At 66.9% G+C, this 25,299-nt stretch carries 23 protein-coding genes; 7 read left to right on the top strand and 16 right to left on the bottom strand.

Annotated elements, in window-relative coordinates; translation table 11 throughout:
* Window positions 1–145: 145 nt before the first annotated feature.
* Both E1956_RS00570 and E1956_RS00565 read right to left on the bottom strand, forming a co-directional pair.
* On the bottom strand, window positions 146–1,513 hold the full coding sequence (locus E1956_RS00570; protein WP_134746499.1) for a UbiH/UbiF/VisC/COQ6 family ubiquinone biosynthesis hydroxylase: 1,368 nt from the start codon (window positions 1,511–1,513) through the stop codon (window positions 146–148).
* Window positions 1,514–1,625: 112 nt separating this feature from the next.
* The gene (locus tag E1956_RS00565) at window positions 1,626–3,146 is read right to left on the bottom strand and encodes an aminopeptidase P N-terminal domain-containing protein (protein ID WP_197732801.1); all 1,521 of its coding nucleotides are present in this window, start codon (window positions 3,144–3,146) and stop codon (window positions 1,626–1,628) included.
* A 180-nt stretch (window positions 3,147–3,326) separates the two neighbouring features.
* On the opposite strand from E1956_RS00565, the gene E1956_RS00560 reads away from it, so the two are divergent.
* Window positions 3,327–3,938, top strand: a complete 612-nt coding sequence (locus tag E1956_RS00560; RefSeq protein WP_134746495.1) for a glutathione S-transferase — start codon at window positions 3,327–3,329, stop codon at window positions 3,936–3,938.
* Between the two features lie 131 nt (window positions 3,939–4,069).
* Here the strand turns inward: E1956_RS00560 and E1956_RS00555 are convergent, their stop codons facing one another.
* The 3 genes from E1956_RS00555 to E1956_RS00545 form a co-directional block, all read right to left on the bottom strand.
* Window positions 4,070–5,677 carry an FMN-binding glutamate synthase family protein gene (locus E1956_RS00555; protein ID WP_134746493.1) on the bottom strand — a complete coding sequence of 536 codons (1,608 nt, stop codon included), beginning with the start codon at window positions 5,675–5,677 and terminating at the stop codon, window positions 4,070–4,072.
* A 414-nt stretch (window positions 5,678–6,091) separates the two neighbouring features.
* Window positions 6,092–7,324 carry a tRNA 2-thiouridine(34) synthase MnmA gene (mnmA, locus tag E1956_RS00550; RefSeq protein WP_134746490.1) on the bottom strand — a complete coding sequence of 411 codons (1,233 nt, stop codon included), beginning with the start codon at window positions 7,322–7,324 and terminating at the stop codon, window positions 6,092–6,094.
* 24 nt (window positions 7,325–7,348) lie between these two features.
* Complete coding sequence (locus tag E1956_RS00545) at window positions 7,349–7,840, bottom strand: NUDIX hydrolase (RefSeq protein ID WP_134746488.1); 492 nt, start codon at window positions 7,838–7,840, stop codon at window positions 7,349–7,351.
* 310 nt (window positions 7,841–8,150) lie between these two features.
* Between E1956_RS00545 and E1956_RS00540 the strand changes: the two genes are divergently transcribed.
* From E1956_RS00540 to E1956_RS00530, 3 genes are read left to right on the top strand one after another with little or no spacing between them, the layout of a single operon-like run.
* Window positions 8,151–9,302 (top strand): Re/Si-specific NAD(P)(+) transhydrogenase subunit alpha, encoded by a 1,152-nt coding sequence (locus E1956_RS00540; RefSeq protein WP_134746486.1) that lies wholly within the window; start codon window positions 8,151–8,153, stop codon window positions 9,300–9,302.
* Window positions 9,303–9,316: 14 nt separating this feature from the next.
* Window positions 9,317–9,637, top strand: a complete 321-nt coding sequence (locus tag E1956_RS00535; RefSeq protein WP_134746484.1) for an NAD(P) transhydrogenase subunit alpha part 2 — start codon at window positions 9,317–9,319, stop codon at window positions 9,635–9,637.
* The gene (locus E1956_RS00530; protein WP_134746482.1) at window positions 9,638–11,092 is read left to right on the top strand and encodes an NAD(P)(+) transhydrogenase (Re/Si-specific) subunit beta; all 1,455 of its coding nucleotides are present in this window, start codon (window positions 9,638–9,640) and stop codon (window positions 11,090–11,092) included. It begins immediately after the preceding gene.
* 78 nt (window positions 11,093–11,170) lie between these two features.
* On the opposite strand, the gene E1956_RS00525 is transcribed toward E1956_RS00530, so the two are convergent.
* Both E1956_RS00525 and E1956_RS00520 read right to left on the bottom strand, forming a co-directional pair.
* Complete coding sequence (locus tag E1956_RS00525; RefSeq protein ID WP_134746479.1) at window positions 11,171–11,857, bottom strand: helix-turn-helix transcriptional regulator; 687 nt, start codon at window positions 11,855–11,857, stop codon at window positions 11,171–11,173.
* Window positions 11,858–12,015: 158 nt separating this feature from the next.
* A complete protein-coding gene (locus tag E1956_RS00520; protein WP_028216145.1) occupies window positions 12,016–12,405 on the bottom strand; it encodes a VOC family protein in 390 nt (129 codons plus the stop codon).
* Window positions 12,406–12,809: 404 nt separating this feature from the next.
* Between E1956_RS00520 and E1956_RS00515 the strand changes: the two genes are divergently transcribed.
* The 3 genes from E1956_RS00515 (at window position 12,810) to E1956_RS00505 (ending at window position 16,423) form a co-directional block, all read left to right on the top strand.
* Window positions 12,810–14,333 (top strand): flippase, encoded by a 1,524-nt coding sequence (locus tag E1956_RS00515; RefSeq protein WP_134746477.1) that lies wholly within the window; start codon window positions 12,810–12,812, stop codon window positions 14,331–14,333.
* A 3-nt stretch (window positions 14,334–14,336) separates the two neighbouring features.
* A complete protein-coding gene (locus E1956_RS00510) occupies window positions 14,337–15,500 on the top strand; it encodes a glycosyltransferase family 2 protein (protein WP_134746475.1) in 1,164 nt (387 codons plus the stop codon).
* A 128-nt stretch (window positions 15,501–15,628) separates the two neighbouring features.
* Window positions 15,629–16,423, top strand: coding sequence for a glycosyltransferase family 2 protein (locus tag E1956_RS00505; protein ID WP_134746473.1), 795 nt, complete (start codon window positions 15,629–15,631; stop codon window positions 16,421–16,423).
* Window positions 16,424–16,498: 75 nt separating this feature from the next.
* Here the strand turns inward: E1956_RS00505 and E1956_RS00500 are convergent, their stop codons facing one another.
* The 9 genes from E1956_RS00500 to E1956_RS00460 form a co-directional block, all read right to left on the bottom strand.
* Window positions 16,499–17,833, bottom strand: a complete 1,335-nt coding sequence (locus E1956_RS00500; RefSeq protein WP_134746471.1) for a THUMP domain-containing class I SAM-dependent RNA methyltransferase — start codon at window positions 17,831–17,833, stop codon at window positions 16,499–16,501.
* A 60-nt stretch (window positions 17,834–17,893) separates the two neighbouring features.
* Window positions 17,894–18,181: a HigA family addiction module antitoxin gene (locus E1956_RS00495; protein ID WP_134746469.1), complete on the bottom strand. Its 288-nt coding sequence runs from the start codon at window positions 18,179–18,181 to the stop codon at window positions 17,894–17,896.
* 10 nt (window positions 18,182–18,191) lie between these two features.
* Window positions 18,192–18,470: a type II toxin-antitoxin system RelE/ParE family toxin gene (locus E1956_RS00490; RefSeq protein ID WP_134746467.1), complete on the bottom strand. Its 279-nt coding sequence runs from the start codon at window positions 18,468–18,470 to the stop codon at window positions 18,192–18,194.
* Window positions 18,471–18,710: 240 nt separating this feature from the next.
* Window positions 18,711–19,016, bottom strand: coding sequence for an addiction module antidote protein (locus E1956_RS00485; protein ID WP_134746465.1), 306 nt, complete (start codon window positions 19,014–19,016; stop codon window positions 18,711–18,713).
* Window positions 19,017–19,022: 6 nt separating this feature from the next.
* Window positions 19,023–19,340 (bottom strand): type II toxin-antitoxin system RelE/ParE family toxin, encoded by a 318-nt coding sequence (locus E1956_RS00480; RefSeq protein WP_134746463.1) that lies wholly within the window; start codon window positions 19,338–19,340, stop codon window positions 19,023–19,025.
* A 171-nt stretch (window positions 19,341–19,511) separates the two neighbouring features.
* On the bottom strand, window positions 19,512–21,698 hold the full coding sequence (locus E1956_RS00475) for a site-specific recombinase (RefSeq protein WP_134746461.1): 2,187 nt from the start codon (window positions 21,696–21,698) through the stop codon (window positions 19,512–19,514).
* A 296-nt stretch (window positions 21,699–21,994) separates the two neighbouring features.
* Entirely contained in the window at window positions 21,995–22,720 is a 726-nt protein-coding gene (locus E1956_RS00470; protein WP_134746459.1) for a PqiC family protein, read from the bottom strand.
* Window positions 22,717–24,369 (bottom strand): PqiB family protein, encoded by a 1,653-nt coding sequence (locus E1956_RS00465; protein WP_134746457.1) that lies wholly within the window; start codon window positions 24,367–24,369, stop codon window positions 22,717–22,719. Before E1956_RS00465 ends, E1956_RS00470 begins: the two co-directional genes overlap by 4 nt.
* Window positions 24,362–25,024 (bottom strand): paraquat-inducible protein A, encoded by a 663-nt coding sequence (locus tag E1956_RS00460; protein ID WP_134746455.1) that lies wholly within the window; start codon window positions 25,022–25,024, stop codon window positions 24,362–24,364. The genes E1956_RS00465 and E1956_RS00460 overlap by 8 nt, the downstream gene beginning before the upstream one ends.
* Between the last annotated feature and the right edge of the window lie 275 nt (window positions 25,025–25,299).

Here is a 25,299-nt window from a genome sequence, read left to right as displayed (position 1 = left end):
GGGGCCGCCCAGGTGGGGCCGCGTAGGTGGGGCCGCCGAGGTAGGGCCGCGCAGGCGGGACCGCCCAGGTCGGGCGGCGCTACTGGGTAGCCAGGGTCGAGCCGCGCTGTCCCACTTAATGCGTTTCGACCCCTTGATGCTCTCGTCAGCTTCTTTGCCCGAACATCATCTGCCGCGCGAGCGCCGCTTTCACCGGCGGCGCGAATTCCAGCGCCGTGAGCGCAAGCCCGCGCAGCGTCGCGAGCGGCGCGAAGTCGATAGTGAACAGGCGAGCGAGGGTATCCGTCGCCCCGATCGTCATGCGGCGGTCGAAGGCGCGGCGGCCCGCGAAATCGGCGAGCGCGAGCGGCGTGGCGCCGTGCTGCGCGAGAGCGTCGACGAGCGCATGAGCGTCGCGCAAGCCAAGATTGAGCCCCTGGCCCGCAACCGGATGCAGCGTTTGCGCGGCGTTGCCCACCGCCGCGATGCGGTTGTGACCCGAGACGAGCGTATCGAGCGCGTTCAGGCCAAGCGGAAATGACGCACGGCCGTGAATTTGCGTAAAGCGGCCCATCCGGGCGCCAAATGCCGTGCCGAGCTCAGCGAGGAAATCGGCATCGGAAAGCTGGGCGCGGCGTTCGGCTTCGACCGGCGCCGAGCACCACACGAGCGCGTAGTCCGCGCCGCGCACGCCGCCCATCGGCAAAAGCGCGATCGGGCCTTCTTCCGTGAAGCGCTCCCAGGCCACGTGTGGCTGTGGTGCCGAGACCGTCACCACGCCAACCAGCGCGGTCTGGCCGTAATCGCGGGTGCGCTTTGGCGCTTGCGTTCGATGCGGTGGGGCGCTATCGTGCGCGGCCGTGGTGGCGCCTGAAACATCGGCCTCGCTCGAAGCCTCGGTAGGGCCAGCGCGTTCCATTGCCGCCACGTCCTGATTTTCGTCTTCGTCTTCGTCCTGACGTGACCCGGCGCGCGACCGCTTGTGCGCCGCCTGCGTCCGATAAAGCCCGCCTTCCGCGTTCACGAGAATGCGCGCGCGCAGCGTGCGCGCGACGCCCGCGCTTTCTACGGGCAGTGTGACGCCGTCGTGCTCGACGACCGGCTCGTGCGCGTGCGTGTGATGCAGCCAGTGCACGCGCGCGCCGCGCACCGCGTGCGCGAGCGATTGCACGATCGCGCCATAGCGCGCGACATAGCCGAGCGCGGGCAGGTCGTAGTCGTGGCGGTCGATGAGCGTGCGGCCGAAGTGCCCGCGCTGCGACACGTGGATGCGCTCGATCGGTGTCGCGTCCTGCGGCCACGCGAGCGCCTGCAGCAGCGTGCGGCTGCCCTGCGAGACGGCGATGGCGCGCGGGTCGCCGGCGCTGTCGTCCGGCTCGCGCGCGTCGATCAGCGCGACCGAGAGCGCCGCCGTCGCGCTGCGCCGCGCGAGCCAGCCGGCGAGCGCGAGCCCGACCGGCCCGGCGCCGACGATGATGACGTCATACTCGTTGGACGCGTGGCCGGTCCCGCTTGCTGGGTTCACTGCATTCATGTCGCTGCGTTCACTTCAGATCGTTGGCTTTTCCTGCGCGCTTCGGCGCTTGTGAGCGCGCGGCGGCCCGCGAGGCGTTGGGCGTGCCGGCCGCTCGCGTCGCTCGCACGGCTCACGCGCCGCGGCGCGCGTCCTGCATCAGCGCCTCGATTTCGTCGGCGGCCACGGGCACGCCGCGCGTGATCAGCTCGCAGCCCGTTTCGGTAACGATGGCATCGTCTTCAATACGAATGCCGATGTCCCAGTAGCGCTCGGGCACGTCTTCGGCGGCGCGCACGTAGAGGCCCGGCTCGATCGTGAGCGTCATGCCGGGCCGCAGCGTGCGCCAGGGTGGCGCGGCGGCGGCGCCCGGCGCGCCAGCGGAGTTCGCGCTGTCCACAGTGCTTGTGACGCCGGCCTGCGCATCGCGCTCGCGGTAGTCGCCAGCGTCGTGCACGTCCATGCCGAGCCAATGCCCCGTGCGGTGCATATAGAAGCGCGCATAGGCGCGCTCGGCGATCACGTCGTCGACGCTCGCGAAGCGCTGCTTGTCCAGAATGCCCGTGTCGAGCAGCCCTTGCGCAAGCACGCGCACGGCGGCCTCGTGCGGCGCCTCGAAGTTCACGCCCGCGCGCGTAGCGTCGATCGCGGCCTGCTGGGCCGCGAGCACGATCTCGTAGAGCTCGCGCTGGGCGCTCGTGTAGCGGCCGCTTGCGGGAAAGGTGCGCGTGATGTCTGAGGCATAGCCGTTCAGCTCGCAGGCAGCGTCGATCAGAATCAAGTCGCCTTCGCGCACCACCGCGTTGCCGGCCGGATAGTGCAGCACGCAGGCGTTCGCACCGGTCGCGACGATTGAGCCATAGGCGGGCGCCTGGGCGCCATGCTTGCGGAACGTGTAGAGCAGCTCGGCTTCGATCTCGTATTCGCGCATGCCGGGGCGGCACGCCTGCATGGCGCGCACGTGCGCGAGCGCCGAGATCTTCGCGGCACGGCGCATGGTGTCGAGCTCGTGCGCGTCCTTGACGATGCGCATGTCGTCGAGCAGCGGCATGAGGTCGTACGCGGCGGCCGGCGCGGCGACGCCGCTGCGCGATTGCGCGCGCACGGCGTCGATCCAGCGCTTCACTTGCGCGTCGAAGCGGGCGTTGGCCGCGAGCGCGTAGTGCAGCGCCGGGCGATCGGCGATGAGGCGCGGCACCTGGGTATCGGCCTCGTCGATGGCAAACGCGGCGTCGAAGCCGAACGCTTCGCGCGCGCCGTCCGGCCCGAAGCGAAAGCCTTCCCACGTCTCGCGCTCGACGTTCTTCGCACGGCAGAACAGGATCGCGGCGGGCTGGTTCTCGCCCGCGCTCGCGTCGAGCACGAGCAGCGCCTCGGGCTCGGTGAAGCCGGTGAGGTAGTAGAAGTAGCTGTCGTGCCGATACGGATATTCGGCGTCGCGGTTGCGCAGTGCTTCGGGCGCGGTGGGCACCAGCGCCACGCCGCCGCCTTTGGCGCGCAATGCGGCGAGCACACGCTCGCGGCGCGCGCGGTACAGCGCGGCGCCGCCATCGGGGCCGCGCGGCGCATCGGCAGCGGCGCACGAGGCGGCCGAGGCGCTTTCCGTGAGGGTCGTGTCCATCGTGCGATTGTAGCGCCTGTGTAGAACCCGCATCGGCCGGCCAGCGCCCGTATGCGTGGCGCAATGCGCGGCGCAACCCCGCTTGCGCAAGGCACCGCTGTTGCATCGAGCCGACAGCGCGGATCGGAGAAATCCGGCGTCAAGGTAGGTGACCCGTCAGAATTGGTGCATTCCAACGTATACTTCGGCCGGATTCCAGAAAAGGCAGGTGCGATGAAACTTATCGGTTCGCTCGGCAGCCCGTATGTCCGCAAGGCGCGGATCATGCTCGCCGAAAAGAAAATCGACTACAAGCTGGTGCTTGAAAACGTGTGGGGCGCCGAGACGGCAATCCACGATTTCAACCCGCTCGGCAAGGTGCCGTGTCTCGTGATGGAGGACGGCGAAGCCGTATTCGACTCGCGCGTGATCTGCGAATACGTGGACATGCTCTCGCCGGTCGGCAAGCTGATTCCGCAGGGCGGGCGCGAGCGCGTGGAGGTGCGGTGCTGGGAGGCGCTCGCCGACGGCATGCTCGACGCCGCCGTGCTGATCCGCGCCGAAGGCACGCAGCGCACGCCCGAGCAGCGCTGCGAGGCATGGATCACGCGCCAGGAGCGCAAGATCCGCGAGGGCTTGAACGCGATGGCCAAGGGCCTTGCGGGCAACGCGTGGTGCGCGGGCAACCGCTATACGCTCGCCGATATCGCGGTGGGCTGTGCGCTCGGCTACCTCGACTTCCGCATGCCGGAGCTCGACTGGCGCGAGCCGCATCCCAATCTCGCGCGGCATTTCGACAAGCTCATGCAGCGCCAGTCGTTCGCGGATACGGTGCCGCAGGCTTGATGCCGGCGGGCGGCGGCTTGCCGTCGCCCGCATGAAGACGTAAAAAAGCGCGCAAAAAATTCTTGCGCGCTTTTTTTTTCGCGCCGCCGCCAGGCATCGACCTGGGCGGCAAGCGCGCAACCATCACACCATCAGACGATCTTTTCCACATTCGGCGCGAACGAATCGCTGCGCGCGACCGGCCACCATTTCTCGTACAGCTGATAGCGATAGCGGCCTTCGAGCAGGTCGCCCGGCTTCAGGTACTTGAGCAGCTCCGACATCAGCTTCACTTCATACGACGACACGCGCCGCACGATGTGGTGCGCGCGCAGATCGGCGGGGCTGTCGAGGCCCGCGGCCTGGAGAATTTCCTGCAGCGCGTGCAGCGTGTTGCGATGGAAGTAGTAGACGCGCTCGCCCTTGTCGGGCACGTTCAGCGCGCGCTGTCGCGCCGGGTCCTGGGTGGCCACGCCAGTGGGGCAGCGGTCCGAATGGCACTTCTGCGCCTGGATGCAGCCCACCGCGAACATGAAGCCGCGCGCCGAGTTGACCCAATCCGCGCCGATCGCGAGTGTCTTGGCGATATCGAACGCGGTGATGATCTTGCCGCTCGCGCCAATCTTGATCTTGTCTCGCAGGCCGATGCCGACGAGCGTGTTGTGCACGAGCAGGAGGCCTTCCTGCAGCGGCGTGCCGATGTGATCGGTGAACTCGATCGGCGCGGCGCCTGTGCCGCCCTCGGCGCCGTCCACGACGATGAAGTCGGGCAGGATGCCCGTTTCGAGCATGGCCTTGGCGATGCCGAAGAATTCCCACGGGTGGCCGATGCAGAGCTTGAAGCCGGTGGGCTTGCCGCCCGAGAGCTTGCGCAGGCGCTCGACGAATTCGAGCAGGCCGCGCGGCGTGGAGAACTCCGAGTGGCGCGCGGGCGAGACGCAGTCCTGACCCATCGGAATGCCGCGCGTCTCGGCAATCTCGGGCGTGACCTTGGCGGCCAGCAGCATGCCGCCGTGGCCCGGCTTGGCGCCTTGCGAGAGCTTCACCTCGATCATCTTCACCTGCGGCTCGTTGGCGAGGCGCTGGAATTTCTCGGCGCTGAAGGTGCCGTCGTCGTTGCGGCAGCCGAAGTAGCCCGAGGCGATTTCCCAGATGATGTCGCCGCCGTTTTCGCGGTGATACTTCGACATCGAGCCTTCGCCGGTGTCGTGCGCGAAGCCGCCTTTCTTCGCACCCAGATTGAGCGCGCGGATCGCGTTGGCGGAAAGGGCGCCGAAGCTCATCGCCGAGATATTGAAGATCGACATCGAGTACGGCTGCTCGCGCTGCTCGCCCACGAGCACGCGGAAGTCGCTGCCCGCAAGCTTCGTCGGCGCGAGCGAGTGGCTGATCCATTCGTGGCCGACCGCCTTCACGTCGAGCTCGGTGCCGTACGGACGGCTGTCGACGGTGTTCTTCGCGCGCTGGTAGACCACGCTCCGCTGCACGAGCGAGAAGGGTTTTTCGTCGGTGTCGTCTTCGACGAAGTACTGGCGGATCTCGGGGCGCACGAATTCGAACAGGAAGCGCAGATGGCCCCAGAGCGGATAGTTGCGCAGGATGGCGTGGCGCTGCTGGGTCATGTCATAGATGCCGAGCGCGACGATGAGCGCGGGCACGATGGCGCATAGCCACGACAGATGATGGAACGCCGCTGCGAGAACACAGGCCGCCAGCAGCAGCACCGCACACCACATGGCGAGATAACGTCGGGAAAACATGGGGAACTCCTCGATCTCTTGTTTCGCTGCGCGTGGCCGGTGGGGGCCGCCCGGATCAGGGTGCCCCGGCTGGGGCCATGCGCGCCGGCCGCGCCCGGGTGAGGCGCCAGCGTGCCCGAATGATGCCGCAAGTTTGTGAATTTGGCCGGCAGAAAGGCAAAAAATCGGGCAGAAAACCGGGGGTGGAACAGGAACGGGGAGGCCGGGACCGCGCAGAAGGCGGGGAAGACCGCGAAGCGCGGATGCGCGTCGCCGGCGGAGGGGACGAACGCGCGACGCGAGATGCGCCTGGGCGAGGGGATGAGCGCGTGGCGCGAGATGTGCCTGTGCGAGTAGATGAACGCGCAGCGCGAGATACGCCTCGCCGGTCGGAGCGGATGAACGCGCGACGCGTGCTGCGCCGCGCGCGTGAACTTACGCCTGGCCTTGCGCCGCCGATGCGGCGAACTGCGCGGACTTCTTGCGCGGCGTGCGCTTTTTCTTCGGCGCGACGGGCGGCGGCACCGCGGGCACGTGCGGCTCCAAAGTCGTGACGGATTCGATGATGCCGCCGCCGAGGCACACGTCGCCGTCGTACAGCACTGCCGACTGGCCCGGCGTCACGGCCCATTGCGCCGCGGGGAAGTGCAGCGCGAACTGGCCCGAGGCGCCGTCGACGCCATCCACGCCCGGGGGCGCGACCCTGAACGAGCAGGGCGCGTCGGCCTGGCGATAGCGCGTTTTCGCGCCGCACGCGTGGCCGTCGACGGGCGGCTCGCCCGCGACCCAGCTCACGTTGCCCGCGCGCAGCTCGTGCGCGAGCAGCCACGGGTGATCGTGGCCCTGCACGACGTAGAGCGTATTGGTGGCCATGTCCTTGCCCGCGACGAACCACGGGTCGCCGCTGCCATCCTTGCTGCCGCCAAGGCCAATGCCCTTTCTTTGCCCGAACGTGTAGAACGCAAGGCCGATATGCTCGCCCACGATCTTGCCTTCGGGCGTCATCATCGGGCCGGGTTTCGTCGGCAGATAGCGGTTCAGGAAGTCGCGGAACGGCCGCTCGCCGATGAAGCAGATGCCGGTGGAATCCTTCTTCTTCGCGTTCGGCAAGCCGATCTGCGCAGCGATCTCGCGCACCTTCGTCTTCGGAATTTCGCCGAGCGGGAACATCGTCTTCGAAAGCTGTGCCTGATTCAGCCGATGCAGGAAGTACGACTGATCTTTGGTGTGATCGAGGGCCTTGAGCAGTTCGAAACGACCGTCGCGTTCGGGGTTCTGGCGCACGCGCGCGTAATGGCCCGTGGCGATGGTCTCGGCGCCCAGCGACATCGCGTGGTCGAGGAAGGCCTTGAACTTGATCTCGGCGTTGCAGAGCACGTCGGGGTTCGGCGTGCGGCCCGCCGAATATTCGCGCAGGAACTCCGCGAACACGCGGTCCTTGTACTCGGCGGCGAAATTGACCGCCTCGACGTCGATGCCGATCAGGTCCGCGACCGACACCACGTCGATCCAGTCCTGGCGCGTCGAGCAGTACTCGCCGTCGTCGTCGTCTTCCCAGTTCTTCATGAAGAGACCGACGACGTCGAACCCCTGCTCCTTGAGCAGCCATGCGGTAACCGACGAATCGACGCCGCCCGACATGCCTACCACGACCTTACGTTTGCTCATTTGTCTGCTGCCTTGTTGCTGCTTTCAGCGTTTGGGTCCTGCCTTGGGCCCGACCGCGTGCGTATGCACGAAGTCGAGCGGCACGCGCTTGCCCGCGAGGTAATCGTCGACGCACTGCATGACGAGCGGCGTGCGATGACGCTCGCTCGCGGCGCGCAGTTCGTCGGCGCTCAGCCACAGCGTGCGGACGATATCGGGATCGAGCGCGCGCGTTTGCGGCTCGCTCGCGACGCTGCCGCAATACGTGAAGCGCAGATACGTCGTGCCGCTTTCGCCGGGCTTGCCGAAATGGGTCATGTACATGCCGACCAGCGCCTCGGGCGCGAACGCATACGCGGTTTCTTCCAGCGTCTCGCGCACGACGGCCTCATGAAGCGTCTCGCCGGCTTCCAGATGCCCGGCGGGCTGGTTCAGGCGCAAGCCAGCCGGCGTGTGCTCCTCGACGAGGAGAAAACGCCCGTCGCGCTCGACGATCGCCGCCACCGTGACGTGGGGGGCCCAGGTTTCATCATTCATGGGCCGCTATTTTACCGGGACGCGCGTCACGCTGCCCGGGGCCGGATCGCGCGCCCGGCAACGCTGTGCAGGCGGTGCGCGGAATCCGGCGGCAGCCTGCAACGGACATCGCTGACCGTCCGGTCGGACATCTAAAAGTGTTGTGTGCAGTGCACAAAAACGGTCGAATCGGGCTACAACGGCGCCGCCGCTTTCGGTTAAAGTGGTGCGTCGTTTGCCGTTGCACCAGAAAGCCGGCGAGCCTCGTCGGCCTCACTCCGCTCGATTAGAGCCAGATTAGAAAGAAAAGCAGGTCGAGGAGGAAACAACGATGCATATTGGAGTGCCCGCGGAAACCCGGGCGAACGAAACCCGCGTGGCCGCGACACCGGAGACAGTGAAGAAGTACGTCGCGCAGGGTCACACGGTCACGATTCAGGCAGGCGCCGGCACCGGCGCGAGCTTTCCCGACGAGGCCTATGTGGCCGCGGGCGCGCAGGTCGCCGATGCGGCCGCCGCCTTCGGCGCCGAGCTCGTGCTCAAGGTCCAGTCGCCTTCGGTCAGCGAGCTCGCGTTCATGAAACGCGGCGCGGTGCTGGTCGGCATGCTCGATCCCTTTAATGCCGAGAATGCGCAGAAGCTTGCCGAGGCCGGGCTTACCGCCTTCGCGCTCGAAGCCGCGCCGCGCACGACGCGCGCGCAGAGCCTCGACGTGCTGTCCTCGCAGGCCAACATCGCCGGCTACAAGGCGGTGCTCGTGGCCGCGAACCTCTATCCGCGCTTCATGCCGATGCTCATGACGGCCGCCGGCACCGTGAAGGCCGCGCGCGTGCTGATTCTGGGCGCGGGCGTGGCGGGCCTGCAGGCCATCGCCACGGCCAAGCGCATGGGCGCCGTGATCGAGGCCTCGGACGTGCGTCCCGCGGTCAAGGAGCAGATCGAATCGCTGGGGGCGAAGTTCATCGACGTGCCGTACGAAACCGATGAGGAGCGCGAAGCGGCGCAAGGCGTGGGCGGCTACGCGCGGCCGATGCCGCCCTCGTGGCTCGCGCGCCAGTCGGCTTTGGTGCACGAGCGCGCGAAGCAGGCCGATATCGTCATTTCGACCGCGCTGATTCCGGGCCGCGACGCGCCCACGCTGCTGCCCTCGGAGACGGTGCAGGCGATGAAGCCGGGCTCCGTGGTGATCGACCTCGCGGCAGGACGCGGTCCTGTCGCCGATCCGGCAACGGGACGGCGCGGCGGCAACTGCCCGCTCACCGAAGCGGACAAGGTGGTCACGCACCACGCCGTGCAGATCTGCGGCTACACGAATCTCGCGTCGATGGTGGCTGCCGATGCCTCGTCGCTCTACGCGCGCAACCTGCTCGACTTCCTGAAGCTGATCGTGACCAAGGAAGGCGCGCTGAATATCGATCTCGCGGACGACATCGTCGCGGCCACGCTGCTGGCCCGCGACGGCGCCGTCACGCGCAAGACCTGAGAGGAGACCCGGCAATGGAACTGATCAACCATACCGTCATCAACCTGATCATCTTCGTGCTGGCCGTCTATGTCGGCTATCACGTGGTGTGGAATGTCACGCCGGCGCTGCATACGCCGCTCATGGCCGTGACGAATGCGATCTCGGCGATCGTGATCGTGGGCGCGATGCTGGCCACCGGGCTCACGGTGGGCGGCCCGGGCAAGTTCTTCGGCACCTTCGCCGTGCTGCTCGCGGCGGTGAATGTGTTCGGTGGCTTCCTCGTCACGCGGCGCATGCTGGAGATGTTCCGCAAGAAGGAGCCGAAGAAGGCGGTCGCGAAGGAGGGTGCGTAAATGAGCATGAACGTCGTTACGCTGCTCTACCTGGTGGCGTCAGTCTGCTTCATCCAGGCGCTCAAGGGCTTGTCGAACCCGCGCAGCGCACGCGCTGGCAATATGTTCGGCATGGTGGGCATGGCCATTGCCATTCTCACCACCATTGCGCTGATCGCGAAGCAATCGGCCCAGTTCGGCTCTAACCTCGGCCTCGGTCTCGCGCTGCTGTTCGGGGCGCTGGTGGTCGGTGGCGGGCTCGGTGCGTTTGTCGCCGCGCGCGTCGAGATGACCAAGATGCCCGAACTCGTCGCGGCCATGCACTCGCTGATCGGTCTCGCGGCAGTGTGCATCGCCTATGCGGTGGTGTCCGAGCCGGCCGCCTTCGGCCTCGTGGCCGAAGATGCGCCGTATCCGGGCTTCCTGCCGTACGGCAACCGCATCGAGCTGTTCATCGGCACGTTCGTGGGCGCGATTACGTTCTCGGGTTCGGTGATCGCCTTCGGCAAGCTCTCGGGCAAGTACAAGTTCAGGCTGTTCCAGGGCGCGCCCGTGGTCTACGCGGGCCAGCACCTGATCAACCTGATGCTCGCGCTCGGCATGATCGGCTTCGGTATCCTGTTTTTCCTGACGCAATCGTGGCTGCCGTTCATCATCATGACGGCGATCGCGTTCGCGCTGGGCGTGCTGATCATCATTCCGATCGGCGGGGCGGACATGCCTGTCGTCGTGTCGATGCTGAACTCGTATTCGGGTTGGGCGGCGGCGGGCATCGGTTTCTCGCTGAACAACGCAATGCTGATCATCGCCGGGTCGCTGGTGGGTTCCTCGGGTGCGATCCTCTCGTACATCATGTGCAAGGCGATGAACCGCTCGTTCTTCAACGTGATCCTCGGCGGATTTGGCTCGGAAGCGGGCGCGGCGGCTTCGGGCGGTGCGCAGGAGCAGCGGCCGGTGAAATCGGGCTCGGCCGACGACGCCGCGTTCATGCTCGGCAATGCCGAATCGGTGGTGATCGTGCCGGGCTATGGGTTGGCGGTTGCGCGTGCGCAGCATGCGTTGAAAGAGCTGACCGACAAGCTCGTCGAGAAGGGCGTCGACGTGAAGTACGCGATTCACCCGGTGGCGGGCCGCATGCCGGGGCACATGAACGTGCTGCTCGCGGAAGCCGAAGTGCCATACGAGATCGTCCATGAAATGGAGGACATCAACGGCGAGTTCGGTCAGGTCGACGTCGTGCTGGTGCTGGGCGCGAACGACGTGGTGAACCCGGCGGCGAAGAACGATCCGAAGTCGCCGATCGCAGGCATGCCGATCATCGAGGCTTACAAGGCACGCACGGTGATCGTCAACAAGCGGTCGATGGCATCGGGCTACGCGGGCCTCGACAACGAGCTGTTCTACATGGACAAGACCATGATGGTCTTTGGCGATGCAAAGAAGGTGATCGAGGAGATGGTCAAGGCGACGGAATAAGCCTTGCCGAACGCCTAAGCCTTCCGGCCACCGCAAAGCGCGCAGCGATGCGCGCTTTTTTTACGCCCGCATGCGGCGTTAGTTCGATGGCGCTTCCACGCGCCGCAGGTAGTCGGCGAGGCGTCGTCCGCTCACGTCGGGAAACGGCTCGAGGACTTCCACGCCGTTCATCCGCGCGATGTTGAAGTTGCGGAAGTCCTCGCGCATTTCACACCACGCGCCCACCGTCCACTGCGCGCCCCAGTACACGAGCCCGAGCGGCCAGATGCGCCGCTCCGTATGCGCGCCGATCCGGTCGCAATACGCGAAGCGCACTACGAGCCGCGAGTCGACGGCGCGATGCAACGCGTCCACTTTCTCCGAATAAGCCGGGTCGACGTGATACGACGGCGCGAACACGGCGATGCGCTCGAGCACGGCCCGTTTCTCGGCGGGCATGGCGGAGGCGATTTTCGCCAGCGCGCCGCGCGCACCACCCGCCAGCACGGCGCCGCCCCAGGACTCGGCCATGCGCGCGCCCACCGCGAGCGCGGTGAGCTCGTCGGCGGTGAAGGTGAGCGGCGGCAGGCTCGCCGTGCGCGCGAGCCGGTAGCCGATGCCCGCTTCGCCTTCGATCGGCACACCCGAGAGCTGCAGGTCGCGCACGTCGCGATAGACGGTGCGCGGCGACACCTCGAGCCACTGCGCGAGCTGCTGCGCGGTGGTGAGGCGGCGGCCACGCAGCAGCTCGGCGATGCGGAACAGGCGGTCGGCTCGGCGGCTCATGATGGGGCTGGCCAGGACAGTGGGCTGGGTGCGGGCTGCGGCGTGGTCCGCGCCGCGGGCAGAGCCCGGGCGGGCGCGGTAGCGTCCATGCGCCAGCGCATCTGCGCCGGCGTGTGGACGTCAGCGCAGATGATAGCGCCGCTCGCGTGCCGTAGCGCTCAGCCGAGCTTGGCGGCGTGCAGGCCGACCCGGTTGCCTTCGGTATCGATGAAGAAGCCGATATAGCCGTAGTTGTTCGGCAGCTCCACCGCCGGGCCCTGTTTCTTGCCGCCGGCCTTTTCCACACGGTCCAGCACCGCCGTGACCGACGGCTGCGCGTTCAGATACACGAGCACGCCTTTCGGGTCCGGCTTGGCGTCGTGCGGATTGAACACGATGCAGCCGCCGGTCTCGGCTTCCGTGTGGGCGAACAGCGCCATCGGCACCCCGCCGACGACTTCGCGCTGCAACGGCACATCGAAAGCGGCTTCGTAGAAAGTGGCGGCGCGGTCCAGATCGTGCGCGGGGATTTCGAACCACGAGATGACACGGGAAACTTCGGTCGACATGATGCGCTCCTCGGATGCCTGTAATGGCAGTTGGCGGATAAGCGGCGGGTGGCAGGATACGGCAGCATCCGCGGTGCCGGATGCGGCCTGCCCAGGCAGGCCGTGCCGCGCCCAGACCGCGTGAAGAGGAGTGTGCGGGTGGACTGCTGACAACGTACTGTCAGTAGCGTTCGGCTGCGCGAAGATTGCGGCGGCTGCGTCAGGCGGACCGGAATGTACCGGCGTGCAGAACGGGGTTTCGCCGTCCGGCCGGTGTCCGAAGGCGCCGCCGCACGGCTGGGGCGACGTGCTCCCTGCGTTCGCCTGCGCACGAACAGGGCGCAATCGGGCTGGCAGAATCCACTGAACCTGATGGCCGGGCGGCCGTGTGCGCCGCTGCGCCATGGCCTGGATTGCCACACATCATGAACGCCAAGCCCAGCCTCAAAAGAAGCGCGATTTTCAACTTGCTGGGCAGCGTGCTGCCCACGTTCGTTTCGCTCGTCACCACGCCGATCTATTTGCATCATATCGGCGCGGATCGCTTCGGCGTGCTCGCCATCCTGTGGATGCTGCAGGGGTATTTCGGCTTTTTCGACCTTGGCCTTTCCGCCGCGACGTCCAATCGCATTGCCCAGCTCGCGGACGCGACGCCGGCGGAACGGGAATCGGTGCTGTGGACTGCACTGCTCCTGAATCTGGGCTTCGGTCTCGTCGGGGCGCTCCTGCTGCTTGCGCTCATGCATCTGATGCTCGCGCAGTTCGATATCAGCCCCGCGCTGACGGCCGAACTGGGACCGGCGCTGCCATGGATCTCCTGCCTCGTGCCGCTGACGAACCTGATCAGCGTGTGCAACGGCGCGATGGCGGGCCGCGAGCGGTTCGGCGCATCCAATATCGTGCAGGTTCCGGTCGTGATGCTGTTCCAGCTCGTTCCGCTGGGTTTCGCCATCCTTTTCGGGCCAAGCCTGCGCTATCTCGTCTTCGCGACGTTGATCGCCAGCATCGTCTCGTTCGCCATCACGTTTGCCGTCACCGCGGGCGTCTTTCCGTTGCGGCTCGCCGCGCCACCCGCGCGGCGGCACGTCAGGCAGCTTTTTTCCTATGGCGCCTGGATCAGCGTCTCGAGCCTCGTCACGCCGGTGCTCGAGACGGCCGATCGCCTGCTGATTGGCAGCGTGCTCGGCCCGCCGGCTGTCGCCTACTATCAGGTGCCGTTCAGCCTTGCCGTGCGCGCGCGGCTCTTGCCCAGCGTCATCACGCGCACGCTGTTCCCGCGACTCTCCGCGCTCGACAGCCACGACGCCGCCCAGCTATCGCGCGCGGCAGTGCGCGGGCTCACCGCCGCGATGACGCCGGCCGTCGTGTTCGGCATCTTTCTGATGCAACCGTTTCTTTCGCTGTGGGTGGGGCACGACTTCGCAAGCAAGGCGTCCTTGGTCGGCGAGACGATTTTGCTCGGTGTCTGGATCAATTCTCTGGCCTATGTCCCGGCCTGCCACCTGCAGGCCATCGGGCGTCCCGGCATCGTCGCGCGCTTTCAGCTCGTCGAGAGCGTGCTGTTCATCGCCGGGCTCTGGTGGGCGCTGCACGCCCTGGGGGTCCTTGGCGCGGCGCTGGCGTGGAGTGCCCGCTGCGCGCTCGATGGCGTGCTGCTCTTCGGTGTCGCGCGCCTTGGCCAGAAGCAGCTCTGGCAGCTTTGCGTGCCCATGCTCATGGTGCTCGGGGCCTACGCGGCTTCCTGCGTGCTGAATTCGCTCTCGCTTGCGGGCCTCGCTGTCTGGATGGGGCTGACTTGCATGGCACTCGCCTGGTCGATATCGGTCGAGCCTCGAGTGAAGGCCCATGTCGTTCGGATGCTCGGGTCGTTATTCGGGCGGGTGCGCACGCGTTCCCAGCGGCACAGCGTGAATCAGGCAATGAGCGGCGAACATCGTGCAACGGAGTGACACGTGAATCCAGTCAATAGCAGCCTGCCTTCCGGGGCGGCGATCGAGATAGCGGCTAGTGGTGACGCGGGCTACCTGCGCGAAACGGCTGACACCACGCGGGTGGGCACCGGGCGTGGCTTGAGTTGGGAAGACGCCGCCGGCGAGCGTGGGGCAGCCGGTGCGCTTACGCGTGCGATTGACAGCGTCAAGGCGTTCGCCAAGGCGCATATCCGGCGCATCGCGCACGCCCGTCAGCTTTCCTGCGTCTGGATGTCTCCCGGGCTGAAGGATGCGACGCACGTCGCCGTCGTCCCCGTCTACAACGAAGCGTTGCGCCTCGAGGCCCTGTTGGACCACTACCGGCGTCTCGGCATCGACGAGTTCATCATCGTCGACAATCGTTCCACCGATGGCTTGGCCGCGCTGCTCGAGGGCCGCCCCGGCGTGTCGTACTTCTACGCGGACGGCGAGTATCGGAGCGCGCGTTTCGGCATCGACTGGGTCAACGCCATCCTCTCGAAGCATTGCCGTCAAAAATGGATTCTCTATGTCGATGCGGACGAGTTTCTCGTTTTTCCGCACAGCGACGTGAAGAGCATCCGCATGTTGACCGATCACTTCGAGCGCACGGGCCAGCAGTCGATGAACGTGCTCATGCTGGACATGTACAGCGAGCGAGCGCCCGAAGACAACCTGTGCGCGCCTGGTGTCGACCCGGTGAACGTCTGCCCGCTCTACGACAGCAGCGGCTATAACGCGTATTTTGATCCGTGCACCCGCACGACCTGGATCAAGGGCGGGGTGCGTGGACGGACCTACTTCGCCGACGACGTCTGGAAGGGGCCCGCGCTCAACAAGACCGTGCTCGTCCGCTGGCGCAGGCATTACGCCTTTCTCAAGTCGACGCACGAAGTCTGGCCTTACCGGCTCAATGCCCCCGCGGCGCGCACGGGCGGTAAAGTCAGTGGCGCACTGCTGCATTACAAATTCCTCGGCGATATGAACCTGCGCCTGAACTCCGCGGCGCTGCGCCAGCAGCACACTTCCGAGTACGACGCCTACACCTCGGCGTCCGGTGCCAGGGCGGAGAGCCCCAATTTCGTCGGTCCATCGACTGCGCACTACGAGAGTTGGCGCTCATTGCTGCGCGACGGGCTGATTGTCAGCGATGGGCAATGGAGCTGATCGGACGACCTCGAATTCAGTTGCATTGAACCCTGCGCTGCTTTCGACGAGACATCCGGAGTTTTCCGAGAGAGCTGCGGACACGTTTCTGCTGTAATGGGCGAGACTGTTCGACTCGTCCTCAGCACATGTCTCCAAACGTTTCCATCATCACGCCCACGGCCAATCGCGACGCTTTCCTGCCTGCTATCGCCCGTTGCGTCGCGCGTCAGCAAGTCGACTGGGAGTGGCTCGTGCTCGACGACAGCCCGCAGCCCAGCGCCTTCATGCGCCAGCTCGCCGACGCCGACCCGCGCGTGCGCTACTACTGGTCGAAAACGCGCATGTCGATTGGCGCGAAGCGCAATTTCCTCGTGGGCGAGTCGCGCGGCGAGCTGATCGCCCACTTCGACGACGACGACCACTACGCCGCGCACTATCTCTCGGGAATGCTGCGGCTGTTGCGCGAGAGCGGCGCGCAGTTCATGAAGCTTTCGACATTCTGGATGTACGCGCCGCATACGCAGTTCTTGGGCTACATGGACCTGAACGCGCGCGTCGGCCTGCACTATGTGCTCAAGGGCAAGGAAGTGAGCACGGTGACGTTCCACGAGAAGATGCAGATTGGCGCCGATTTCATCCTCTTCTACGGCTTTGCCTACGTGTACCGCAAGGCGCTCTTCGATCTCGCGCGCTTCGACGACGTCGATCTGGGCGAAGACGAGAGCTTCATCCGCCGCGTGGTGGAAGTGGGCCAAAAAGTGCTCGCGGCCGAGGACACGCAGGCGAGCTGCCTGCATCTGATCCATCCGGCTTCGACCTCGCGCTGTTTTTCGCGCCATTCGCTGCCGGTTTTCCTGCTGCCCAGGCTCTTTCCGGAGTACGAAGGATATCCGCTGCCCGTCGAGCCGGGCGGCGAGGCCGTCGGGCCTGCGCGCGTCTGAACGAGGTGCGCGGCATGGGGGCCGCGCCGTCATGAGCGGCCCACGCGCACTGCGGCGCATGGGCCCGGTCGCGGGTCAGCCGTTGTTGTCGGCGCTGCCGGGGCCCTTGGCCGCTGCGGCGTCCGCGCTGGCGCTCGCGGGACGCTGGCGCACGCTGCCGGCGATCAGGTCGAAGCGGAACAGACGGCATTCGAGCGCGCCGTTGAAGAGCGGCGTCTTGGCGGCTTCGCGCAGGCGCAACTGGCCTGGCAGCTTGCGGTCCGAGGTGAGGAAGAACGCGCGCCAGCCGGTGAAGCGCTGCTTGAGCGCGTCGCCGAGCGCCTGGAAGAACTCGGCGTCGGGGGCATCGGTATGGACGCGGCGGAACGCTTCCTGCGCCTCGTAGTCGTCGCGCATCTCGCGGGGCGCGCGGGCCTCGCCGCGCGCATTGCGTCCGCGCACTTCAATACGCTCGCCGTATGGCGGATTCGCCACGAGAATCCCGTTGCCCTCGGCGGGCGGCGTCATGTTGCGCGCGTCGAGCTGCTTGAGCGGCACGTTGCCGAGACCCGCGCGCGCGAAGTTGGCGCGCGCCTTCTCGAGCATGACGTCGGAAATGTCGCTGCCGAAGATGCGCAGCTCCGTCGCGCGGCTCATGGCCGTGTTGCGCGCCGTGTTCGCCTCGCTTTTCAGATGGCGCCAGGCGGCGGTATCGGCCTGCTTCAGACGCTCGAAGCCGAAGCTGCGCGTGAGACCCGGCGCGATGTCGAGCGCGACCTGCGCGGCTTCCGCGAGAAACGTGCCGCTGCCGCACATCGGGTCGTAGAGCGGCATCTCGGGCGTCCAGCCCGTGAGTCGCAGGATGCCGGCGGCGAGATTCTCGCGCAGGGGCGCGGCGCCCTTGTCGAGGCGCCAGCCGCGCTTGAAGAGCGGCTCGCCCGAGGTGTCGAGATAAAGCGTGCAGTCGTTCGTGGTGAGGAAGGCGAACACGCGCACGTCGGGGTAGGCGGTATCGACGCTCGGACGCGCGCCGGCCTTGTCGCGCATGCGGTCGCAGATCGCATCTTTCACGCGCAGGGTGGCGAATTCGAGGCTGCGCAGCGGCGATTTGATCGCGGTGATGTCGATGCGGATCGTCTCGTTCGGCGAGAACCACTTTTCCCACTGTTGCTCGCGCGCGAGCGCATAGATGTCCTGCTCGCCGCGATAGGGCCGCTGGGCGATCTTCAGGAGCACGCGGCTCGCGATGCGCGAGTGCAGGTTTGCGGCCATGGCGCCGGCCCAGTTGCCGCGAAAATGCACGCCGCCGGGCACTTCGGCGCCCACCTCGAGCGCGCCGGGCGGCAGGCGCCGCTGCGCGGTTTCAGCCAGTTCGGCGGCGAGCGGGGCTTCGAGGCCGCGCGGGCAGGGGGCAAAGAAATCGAAAGACATGAGGAAAGTGGTGACGCTGCGGGGAAGGCGCTATTGTACGCGGGTTGGCGAAAGCGGCCTTCAGGCGGCTTGCCGGGCGAGCGGCTTGATCCTGGGGCGAGGCTGCTGGCGGGCTTGCCAGAGATCCCACTGGGTTTGCAGGCCGAGCCAATGCTCGGGCGTGGTGCCGAGCCACGCCGACAGGCGCAGCGCGATATTGGCCGTCATACCGGCCTTGCCGTTGAGCAGATTGGAGAGCGTGACACGGTTGATCTGCAGCGCGTGCGCGGCTTGCGTCACGTTCACGTCCGGCGGGATCCACTCCCGCAACACTTCGCCCGGATGCGGCGGGTTGTGCATTCTGCTCATGTTCGTTCCCTTAATGGTAGTCCTGATAGTCGACGAGGATGGCGTCGGTGCCGTCGAATGTGAACGTTAGACGCCAGTTGCCGTTCACCCAGACCGCCCAGTGCCCGACAAGATCGCCGTGCAACGCGTGCAATCGCCAGGGCGGCGCATTCATGTCCTGCGGGCCACGCGCCTGATCCAGCGCACCGAGCAGGACACGTAGCCGGCCCGCATGATGCGCGAGAATCCCGCTTTTGCTGCCTTCCAGAAAAAACGATGCAAGACCTTTGTGCCGAAAGGTTTTGATCATGATGAACTGTAGCCTATGTGACTACACGCTGCAACGGCCTGTGGTGGCGTGTCGCGGTGTAGAAAAGGGTGAGGGACGCCCCGCGAACGAGCGGGGTGTGAGTGCCCCTCAAGCCTGGCACTACGGCTTTGCGCGCTTTGGGGATGGCGTCAAATTTGCGGCATCGTTGGCCGAACGAAGTATGAAATCGGCGGTTTCAATCGTTGTCTTCGCGCAATTTGCTGCGCCGGATCGCGTCGATCAGGCGGACGCCTTCGAGCCATGCAATTCGAGTCCGAGCGCCTTCACGACCTTCAGGATCGTCGCGAAGCTCGGATTGCCTTCGCCCGACAGCGCCTTGTAGAGACCTTCACGGCTGATGCCCGTATCGCGCGCGACTTGCGCCATCCCGCGCGCTCGCGCGATTACGCCAAGCGCGTGCGCGATGAACGCATGATCTTCGCCGCCTTCGCGCAGGCAGGCCTCGAAGTATTCTGCGATGTCGTCTTCGGTCTGCAGGTGCTCGGCCGAATCCCAAGGCCGGGTCTTGATGGTCTTCCGGGACATGATCCACTACTCCGTGTCGAGATGCGCGAGCATGCCGTGCGCAGCCCGGATATCGGCTTCCTGGGTCGACTTGTCGCCCCCACAAAGCAGGATCACCAGAACGGAACCGCGCGGCACGTAATAAACGCGGTAACCGGGGCCATGGTCAATGCGCATTTCGACGACTGGCGAACCTGCAGAACGTGTGTCTCCCGCGTTACCAAGCATGAGCCGGTCGATTCGTGCCTGAATCCGACGCTTGGCGATCCGGTCTCTCAGCGTGTCGAACCAGCGGTCGAAAACCTCGGTTGTCCGAATGGTGAGTCTGGACGAAGTGTAATCCATAGTTGACGGAATGTGAACCTTGGTTCACATGCTGGCGGTTGATCATGGCCTCTGAATGCAAGGGCCTGAAACGCGTGTCGGGCGTTGGCCCCGAAACATCGACCCTAACGCCCAGGCGTCTACCGCACCTTATCGTCCGTCAACTCGCCGAGGTAATGCCCCGATCGGCTTTCAACCTTCTTGATCCGTGGCCCGCCCCCGCCGGATCGGCCACACGAGATCGATCGGATGGCGCGTCACGCGCCGCCAGAACGCACGCATGAGCGGGCGAACATCCTTGCGCCCGAGGTCGCGCGAGCGCAGTGCCATGTGCAGCGCGAGCGCGAAGCTCACCGTCACGTTGAGCACGGCCATGCTCGCTACACCCGCCACGGCCCACCAGAGCTCGCCGCTCTTGAGCGTGGCTGTGCCGAGCACGCCGAGCGCCACGCCGATCGAGCCCGACGAGAGCGTCACGTGCCGCACCTCGAAGTGGAACGCGACGGCCGAGACGATTGCCGGCACGAGACCGAGCAACATGCCCAGCACGAGGTTGCCCCACACGCCTGCCACGTTCGTGCGGCAGAAGTGGGCGAGGCGCGCCGCGCCCGCGGCACCCAGCGTCATGCGCAGGCGGCGGTTCCACGCGAGCGCATCCTCGACGCGGTGCAGCACGAACCAGTTGTCGGCCCAGCCCGCGAACAGGCTCGAGGCCCACAGCAGTACGCCCGTCAGTGCGGCGTAGAACGGCGTCGGGCCGATGAGCGAGAACGATTGGAGCGTGGCGTGCGCTTTCGCCGGCGTGATCAGGTTCGTGTGGAAGAGCCAGCCGCACACGAGCTGGATCGCGAGGCAGGCCGGAAACACGAGCAGCACGTTGCCGAGCACGGCGGCGGCCTGGGTGCGGATCAGCGCCACCACCGACGACACGAAGCGCGCGCGCCCCGCGCTCTCGTTGGCGCCGTCGAGCTCGCGGGCGAGCGTGGGCGCCGTCATCGCGGGCTGCTTGGTCGCGAGCGAGAAGTGGCAGAAGTGCATGACAAGGAAGCTCAGCGCGTAGTTGATGCCCGCGAAAAGCCCTTCGATCATCGAGGGCAGGTGCGCGCCCGTAATGCCGAATTTCACGTAGACCGTGACCGCCGTGACGAGGCCGCCGCCCGCCGCCATGCGCAGCATGGTGAGGTACTCGGCGCGGTCGCGGGCGATGTAGTGCTCGCCCGTATCGGCGGAAAGCTCCACCACCTTGCGCGAGAGCAGCGCGAAGTTGCTGCGCATGAGGTACGCCACGCTCTGGCTCTTCTGGTTCGCCTGCACGAGCTCGGCGACGAGGCGCGCCTGCGTCGAGGGATCGTCGGCGGCCATCCACGCGTCGAGCAGGCGCTCCGCGCGCACGATGCGCATGCGCATGCGCAAGACCTGGAACACCGTGTCCACGCGCACGCCGTGGCGGTAGAGGTGCGCGAAGACGTCGTCGGTGGCCTTGCGGCAGTCGTCGAGCAAGAGGCGCAGCCACGCGACTTCCTGCAGCAGGCGCGCGGGCTCGCCCGCATCGCGCGCGTTCTCCACCGCAAGCATCGCGCGGGTGAGGCGGAAGAACGACAGCTTTTCGACGGCCACGCGCGCGTCCTCGCTGGACAGGCGGCTGCGCACCGTCGGCGAGAGACCCGTCGAGCTGATCTGGCAGGTCAGGTTGTGCAGCGCCGTGAGCAGGTCGAGCGAGAACTCGTTGGGCAGCGCCGCGGGCGCAGCGGCGCGCGCGCCTGGCGCGCTGTCATCGGCGGGGCTGCTCGCGGATACGGTGGTGAGTTCGGCGGCGGCGCCAGGTTGCAGGGCGGCGGGCTCCGCGATCAGGGCCTGCAGGCGCGCAAGCAGGTCGCGCGGCAGCGTCGCGATCCACTCCGGATCGTGGGTGGCGGGGAACATCAGCGTGACAAGCGCCGCGAGGTCGCGTCGATTGGGCGCCGGCGGAATCAGTTGCGCCTGCACGCGGCCGATGAGCGCGCCGAACAGGCCCGAGTGGACCGGCATCCCCGCGTCGCAGAGCAGCGTGATGCTGTCACTCTCGCGCAGGAGCTTGCGCACCATTGCGCCCACGTTGGCCTTCCATGCCGGATTGCGGTCCAGCACGTGCAGCAGATAGCGCACGCGCGCGTGCTCGGGCGGCGCGCGCAGCGGCGCATCCGGCGCCGTGGCGGAAGGCGTGGCGTCGGCGTCGAGCTTGCCGCGCCGGTGGATCCAGTGCGCGAGCTCGATCAGCCAGTCGCTGCGCTCCGCGTAGGGCGCGTCGGCGTCGGCGATGGCAAGCAGCGCGTCGAGCTGACGAACCGCGCTGCGCGAAGCGCGCCATTTTTTCCAGAGCGTCGTGAACGAACGAAACATACAAAAACGTCAGGCAGTAGGGTAAAGCGGCATTATCGCGGCTCGCGCGGAATCGCCTGTTCGAGTTGGGCCGCAGGGGATCGTCGATGCGCGTTGTTTTGGGACGCGCGGGCGGCGTAAGAGGGGCGGGCGGCAGCGGGGCGGGTGGATGTTCCTGGCGGGCGCGCCGGCACTGGCGTGCGGTGCGCAAGCGCCGCGGAGGCGCCAGCGCAGGGGATGTCTGAGGCGCAGCCGGCAAGCCAGATGAACGCGGCGCGCACGACACCGCGATCATCGAGACGTCCCTACCCGGAGTGTCAGCCCGCCGTAGCGGCGGCAGACATGGCCTGCGGGCAGGCCAGGTTGGTCACCGGCTTCATGTGCGCGTTTTTCGTGCCGTTCTTCGTGGTGGCCGGCGCGCTCGTCTGCGGTGCGGCGGCAAGCGTACGCACGCCGCTTGCGATGGCCTGCGAGAGCGCCGCCACCGCGCGCCGGTGGCCGACCACGAGCGCGTCATAGCCGTCGCCGACGGGCTCATTGAGCACGCTGCGGCAGGTCATGACCGCCTGCGAATCGAGCGAGCGCACGCTCCAGACCGCGTCGATGAGGGCATGCGAGCCCGGCCACGATTCGAAGCGCTGCACTTGCACGCTCACGCGGTACACGGGCACGCCTTCAGGATGCGGCGAGCCATACACGTCGATGGTGTTGAGCTGCTGCGTGAGGTCGCCCGAGAGCGCGCGGCGGATCTCGTCGCCGGGCAGCGAAGCCCAGCGCTCCTGCTCGAGCACCTTGACCTGGGTGGGGTCGTTTTGCACGACGAGCTGTAACTTCGCGACCTGCGGCGGCACGTCGACCGGCGCCAGCGCAACGAGCAGCGCCGGGTTGCCCGTGGTCGAGGCGACGCTCGCGTGTGCGGCGTCGTCGGTGGGGCTCAGCGTGTAGAAACGGCTGCCGGGCGAGGCGCAGCCCGCGAGCGCCGCCGCAAGGGCGAGCGCCGCAAGGGCTGCCGGGAGCCGCAGGGGGAGCCGGCGAAACGTCATGGCTTGTCTCCTGATTTGCCGCGCAGCAGCGATTCGGGATGGCGCTCCAGATAGTCCGAGAGCGCGTTGAGGGACTGCAGCGTGCGCGTGAGCTCCTGCAGCGCCTGGTGCACGTCCGTTTGCATCGGAGAATCCTGCTGCAGCGTGGACTGCGCGGCGTTGAAGGTCTTCTGCGCCTGGTCGAGCGTGCCGCGCATCTGCGGGAGGATCTCGTCGTTGACCTTGCCGAACAACTGGTTCGCGTTCTTCAGCGAGTCGTTCAGATTGATGCCGATCTGGTCGAACGGAATCTTGTCGAGCTTCTTCGCGATGTCGGCGACCTGCAGCTGCAATTCCTCGAGCGAGTTCGGAATCGTCGGCAGCTCCATGGGGTCGTGGTCGAGGTCCACCTTCGCGGCCGGCGCCTTCGGGAAGATGTCGAGCGCGATATAGAGCTGGCCCGTGATCAGATTGCCGGTGCGCAACTGGCCGCGCAGTCCGCGCTCGACGAGGCGCTTGACGAGCTCCTGGCTTTGCGCCGAATGCGGCGCGGGCGCCTCGCCGTGGATGCGGCGCGACAGGCGCTGCGGATACAGGTTCATCGCCACCGGCATCGTGAAGTTGTGCTCCTTCGGGTCGTACTCGATGCCGATGTCGGTCACCTGGCCAAGCACGATGCCACGGAAGTCGATCGGCGCGCCCACCGAGAGGCCGCGCAGCGACTGGTTGAAGTACATCACCACGCGCACCGGCGCGCCGTCCGGCTCGCGCATCGCTTCGGTCTCGTCGGACGCGAGCGTGAAGGTCGAGTTGTCGGGCGCCTGCGGACCCATGGCCTGGCCTGGCGGCGCCTCGAACGCGAGGCCGCCCACCACCACGGTCGCGAGCGACTGCGTGTTGACCTTGATGCCGCTCGAATCGAGCTGCACGTTCACGCCGCTCGCGTGCCACCAGCGCGTGTTGGTGCCCACGTACTGGTCGTAGGGCGCGCTCACGAACACTTGCACCGTGACGCCGTTGCCGTCCTTGTCGAGCGAGTAGCCCGTCACCTGGCCCACCTGGATGCGGCGATAGAAGATGGGCGTGCCGATGTCGAGCGAACCCAGATTGTCGCTATGCAGTGTGTAGCGATGGCCCTTTTCGTCGATGGTGACGGCCGGCGGCGTTTCCAGCCCGACGAAGTCGGTTGCGGTGTCGTTCGAGCGGCCTGCGTCGGCGCCGATATACGAGCCCGAGAGCAGCGTGCCGAGGCCCGAGACGCCGCTCGCGCCGATGCGCGCGCGCACGACCCAGAAATGGCTGTCCTTCTTGGCGAAGTTTTCGGCGTCCTTGGTGAGCTCCACGGTCACGAGCACGCGCGAGAGATTCGGCGAGAGCTTGATGGCGCGCACCGAGCCGATGTCGACGTCCTTGTACTTGACCTTGGTCTTGCCGGGCTCGAGCCCTTCGGCGGTCATGAAGCTGATCGTGATGGTCGGGCCGCGCGAGGCCACGGACTTCACCACGAGTGCCACGCCGATCAGCGCCGCGACGAGCGGCACGATCCAGACGAGCGAAGGGAGCCAGCGCCTCGGCTTGACGATGTCCGGTTCGGGCAGATCGGGCGGTAGCGAGCCACCGCCAGAAGGCGCACCGCCCGAGGGCGGGGTCGGTCCTTTCGGACTATTCATGAGGGCGATCCTGAGAGTGTTGCGAGGGTTGCTGTTTGTCTTCGTCTACCGGATCCCAGATGAGGCGGGGATCGAACTGCATCGACGCGATCATCGTCAGGATCACGACCGAGCCGAACGCGATCGCGCCGGGCCCCGCCGTAATCACCGCAAGCGACTGGAAGCGTACCAGCGCGACAGTCAGCGTGACAACGAACACGTCCAGCATCGACCAGCGGCCGATGAACTCGACGAGCCGATAAAGCTTCGTGCGCTCGACCGGGCGCCACGTGGAGCGGCGCTGCGCCGTGGTGCAGAGCAGGGCGAGCACGGAGAGCTTGAGCATGGGCACGAGAATGCTCGCGATGAAGACGATCACTGCGAGCGGGGCGTCGCCCGAAGTCCAGAAGTAAGCGACGCCGCTCATGATGGTGTCGTCCTCCTCGCCGACGAGCGAGGCCGTGTGCATCACCGGCAGCAGATTCGCGGGGATGTACAGGATCGCGGCGGCGAAGAGCAGCGCCCAGGTGCGCGTGAGGCTGTCGGGATGGCGCTCGTGCATCGGCGAGTCGCAGCGCGCGCAGCGTGCGTGCCCGCCCGCGCGCGCGCGCGGTTGGACGTGGCCGCAGGCGTGGCAGGAGACGAGGCCGGCGTCGGTGGCGGTGGTGAATTTCATCGTGATGCCTCGGTGCGCTGGGCGTTCATTGCGGGGTCCAGCCAGGCGCGTTTGCGCCGCCGCCGTGCCCCTTCGGCGCGGCGGGATCGTGGATCTCTGGGCTGGCAAGCGGGCCGATCGCGTCGGGGGCGCGTGGTGCGTCTTCACTGGATGCGGGATTGGTGCCGCCGGCTGCGTCGCTCGCTTCGCGCGCGTCCTCAGCGAGCACTGCGGGCACGCCCGGGTCGAGCGCGCCGATGGGGTCGATATCGAGTCCGCCCTCGTCCGAGGTCGCC

This window comes from Paraburkholderia pallida (genome assembly GCF_004524855.1).
In the GTDB taxonomy this organism is placed as follows: Bacteria; Pseudomonadota; Gammaproteobacteria; order Burkholderiales; family Burkholderiaceae; genus Paraburkholderia; species Paraburkholderia oxyphila.
Note: the sequence above shows the minus strand (reverse complement) of the source record. Positions and strands in the feature narration are given on the sequence as shown.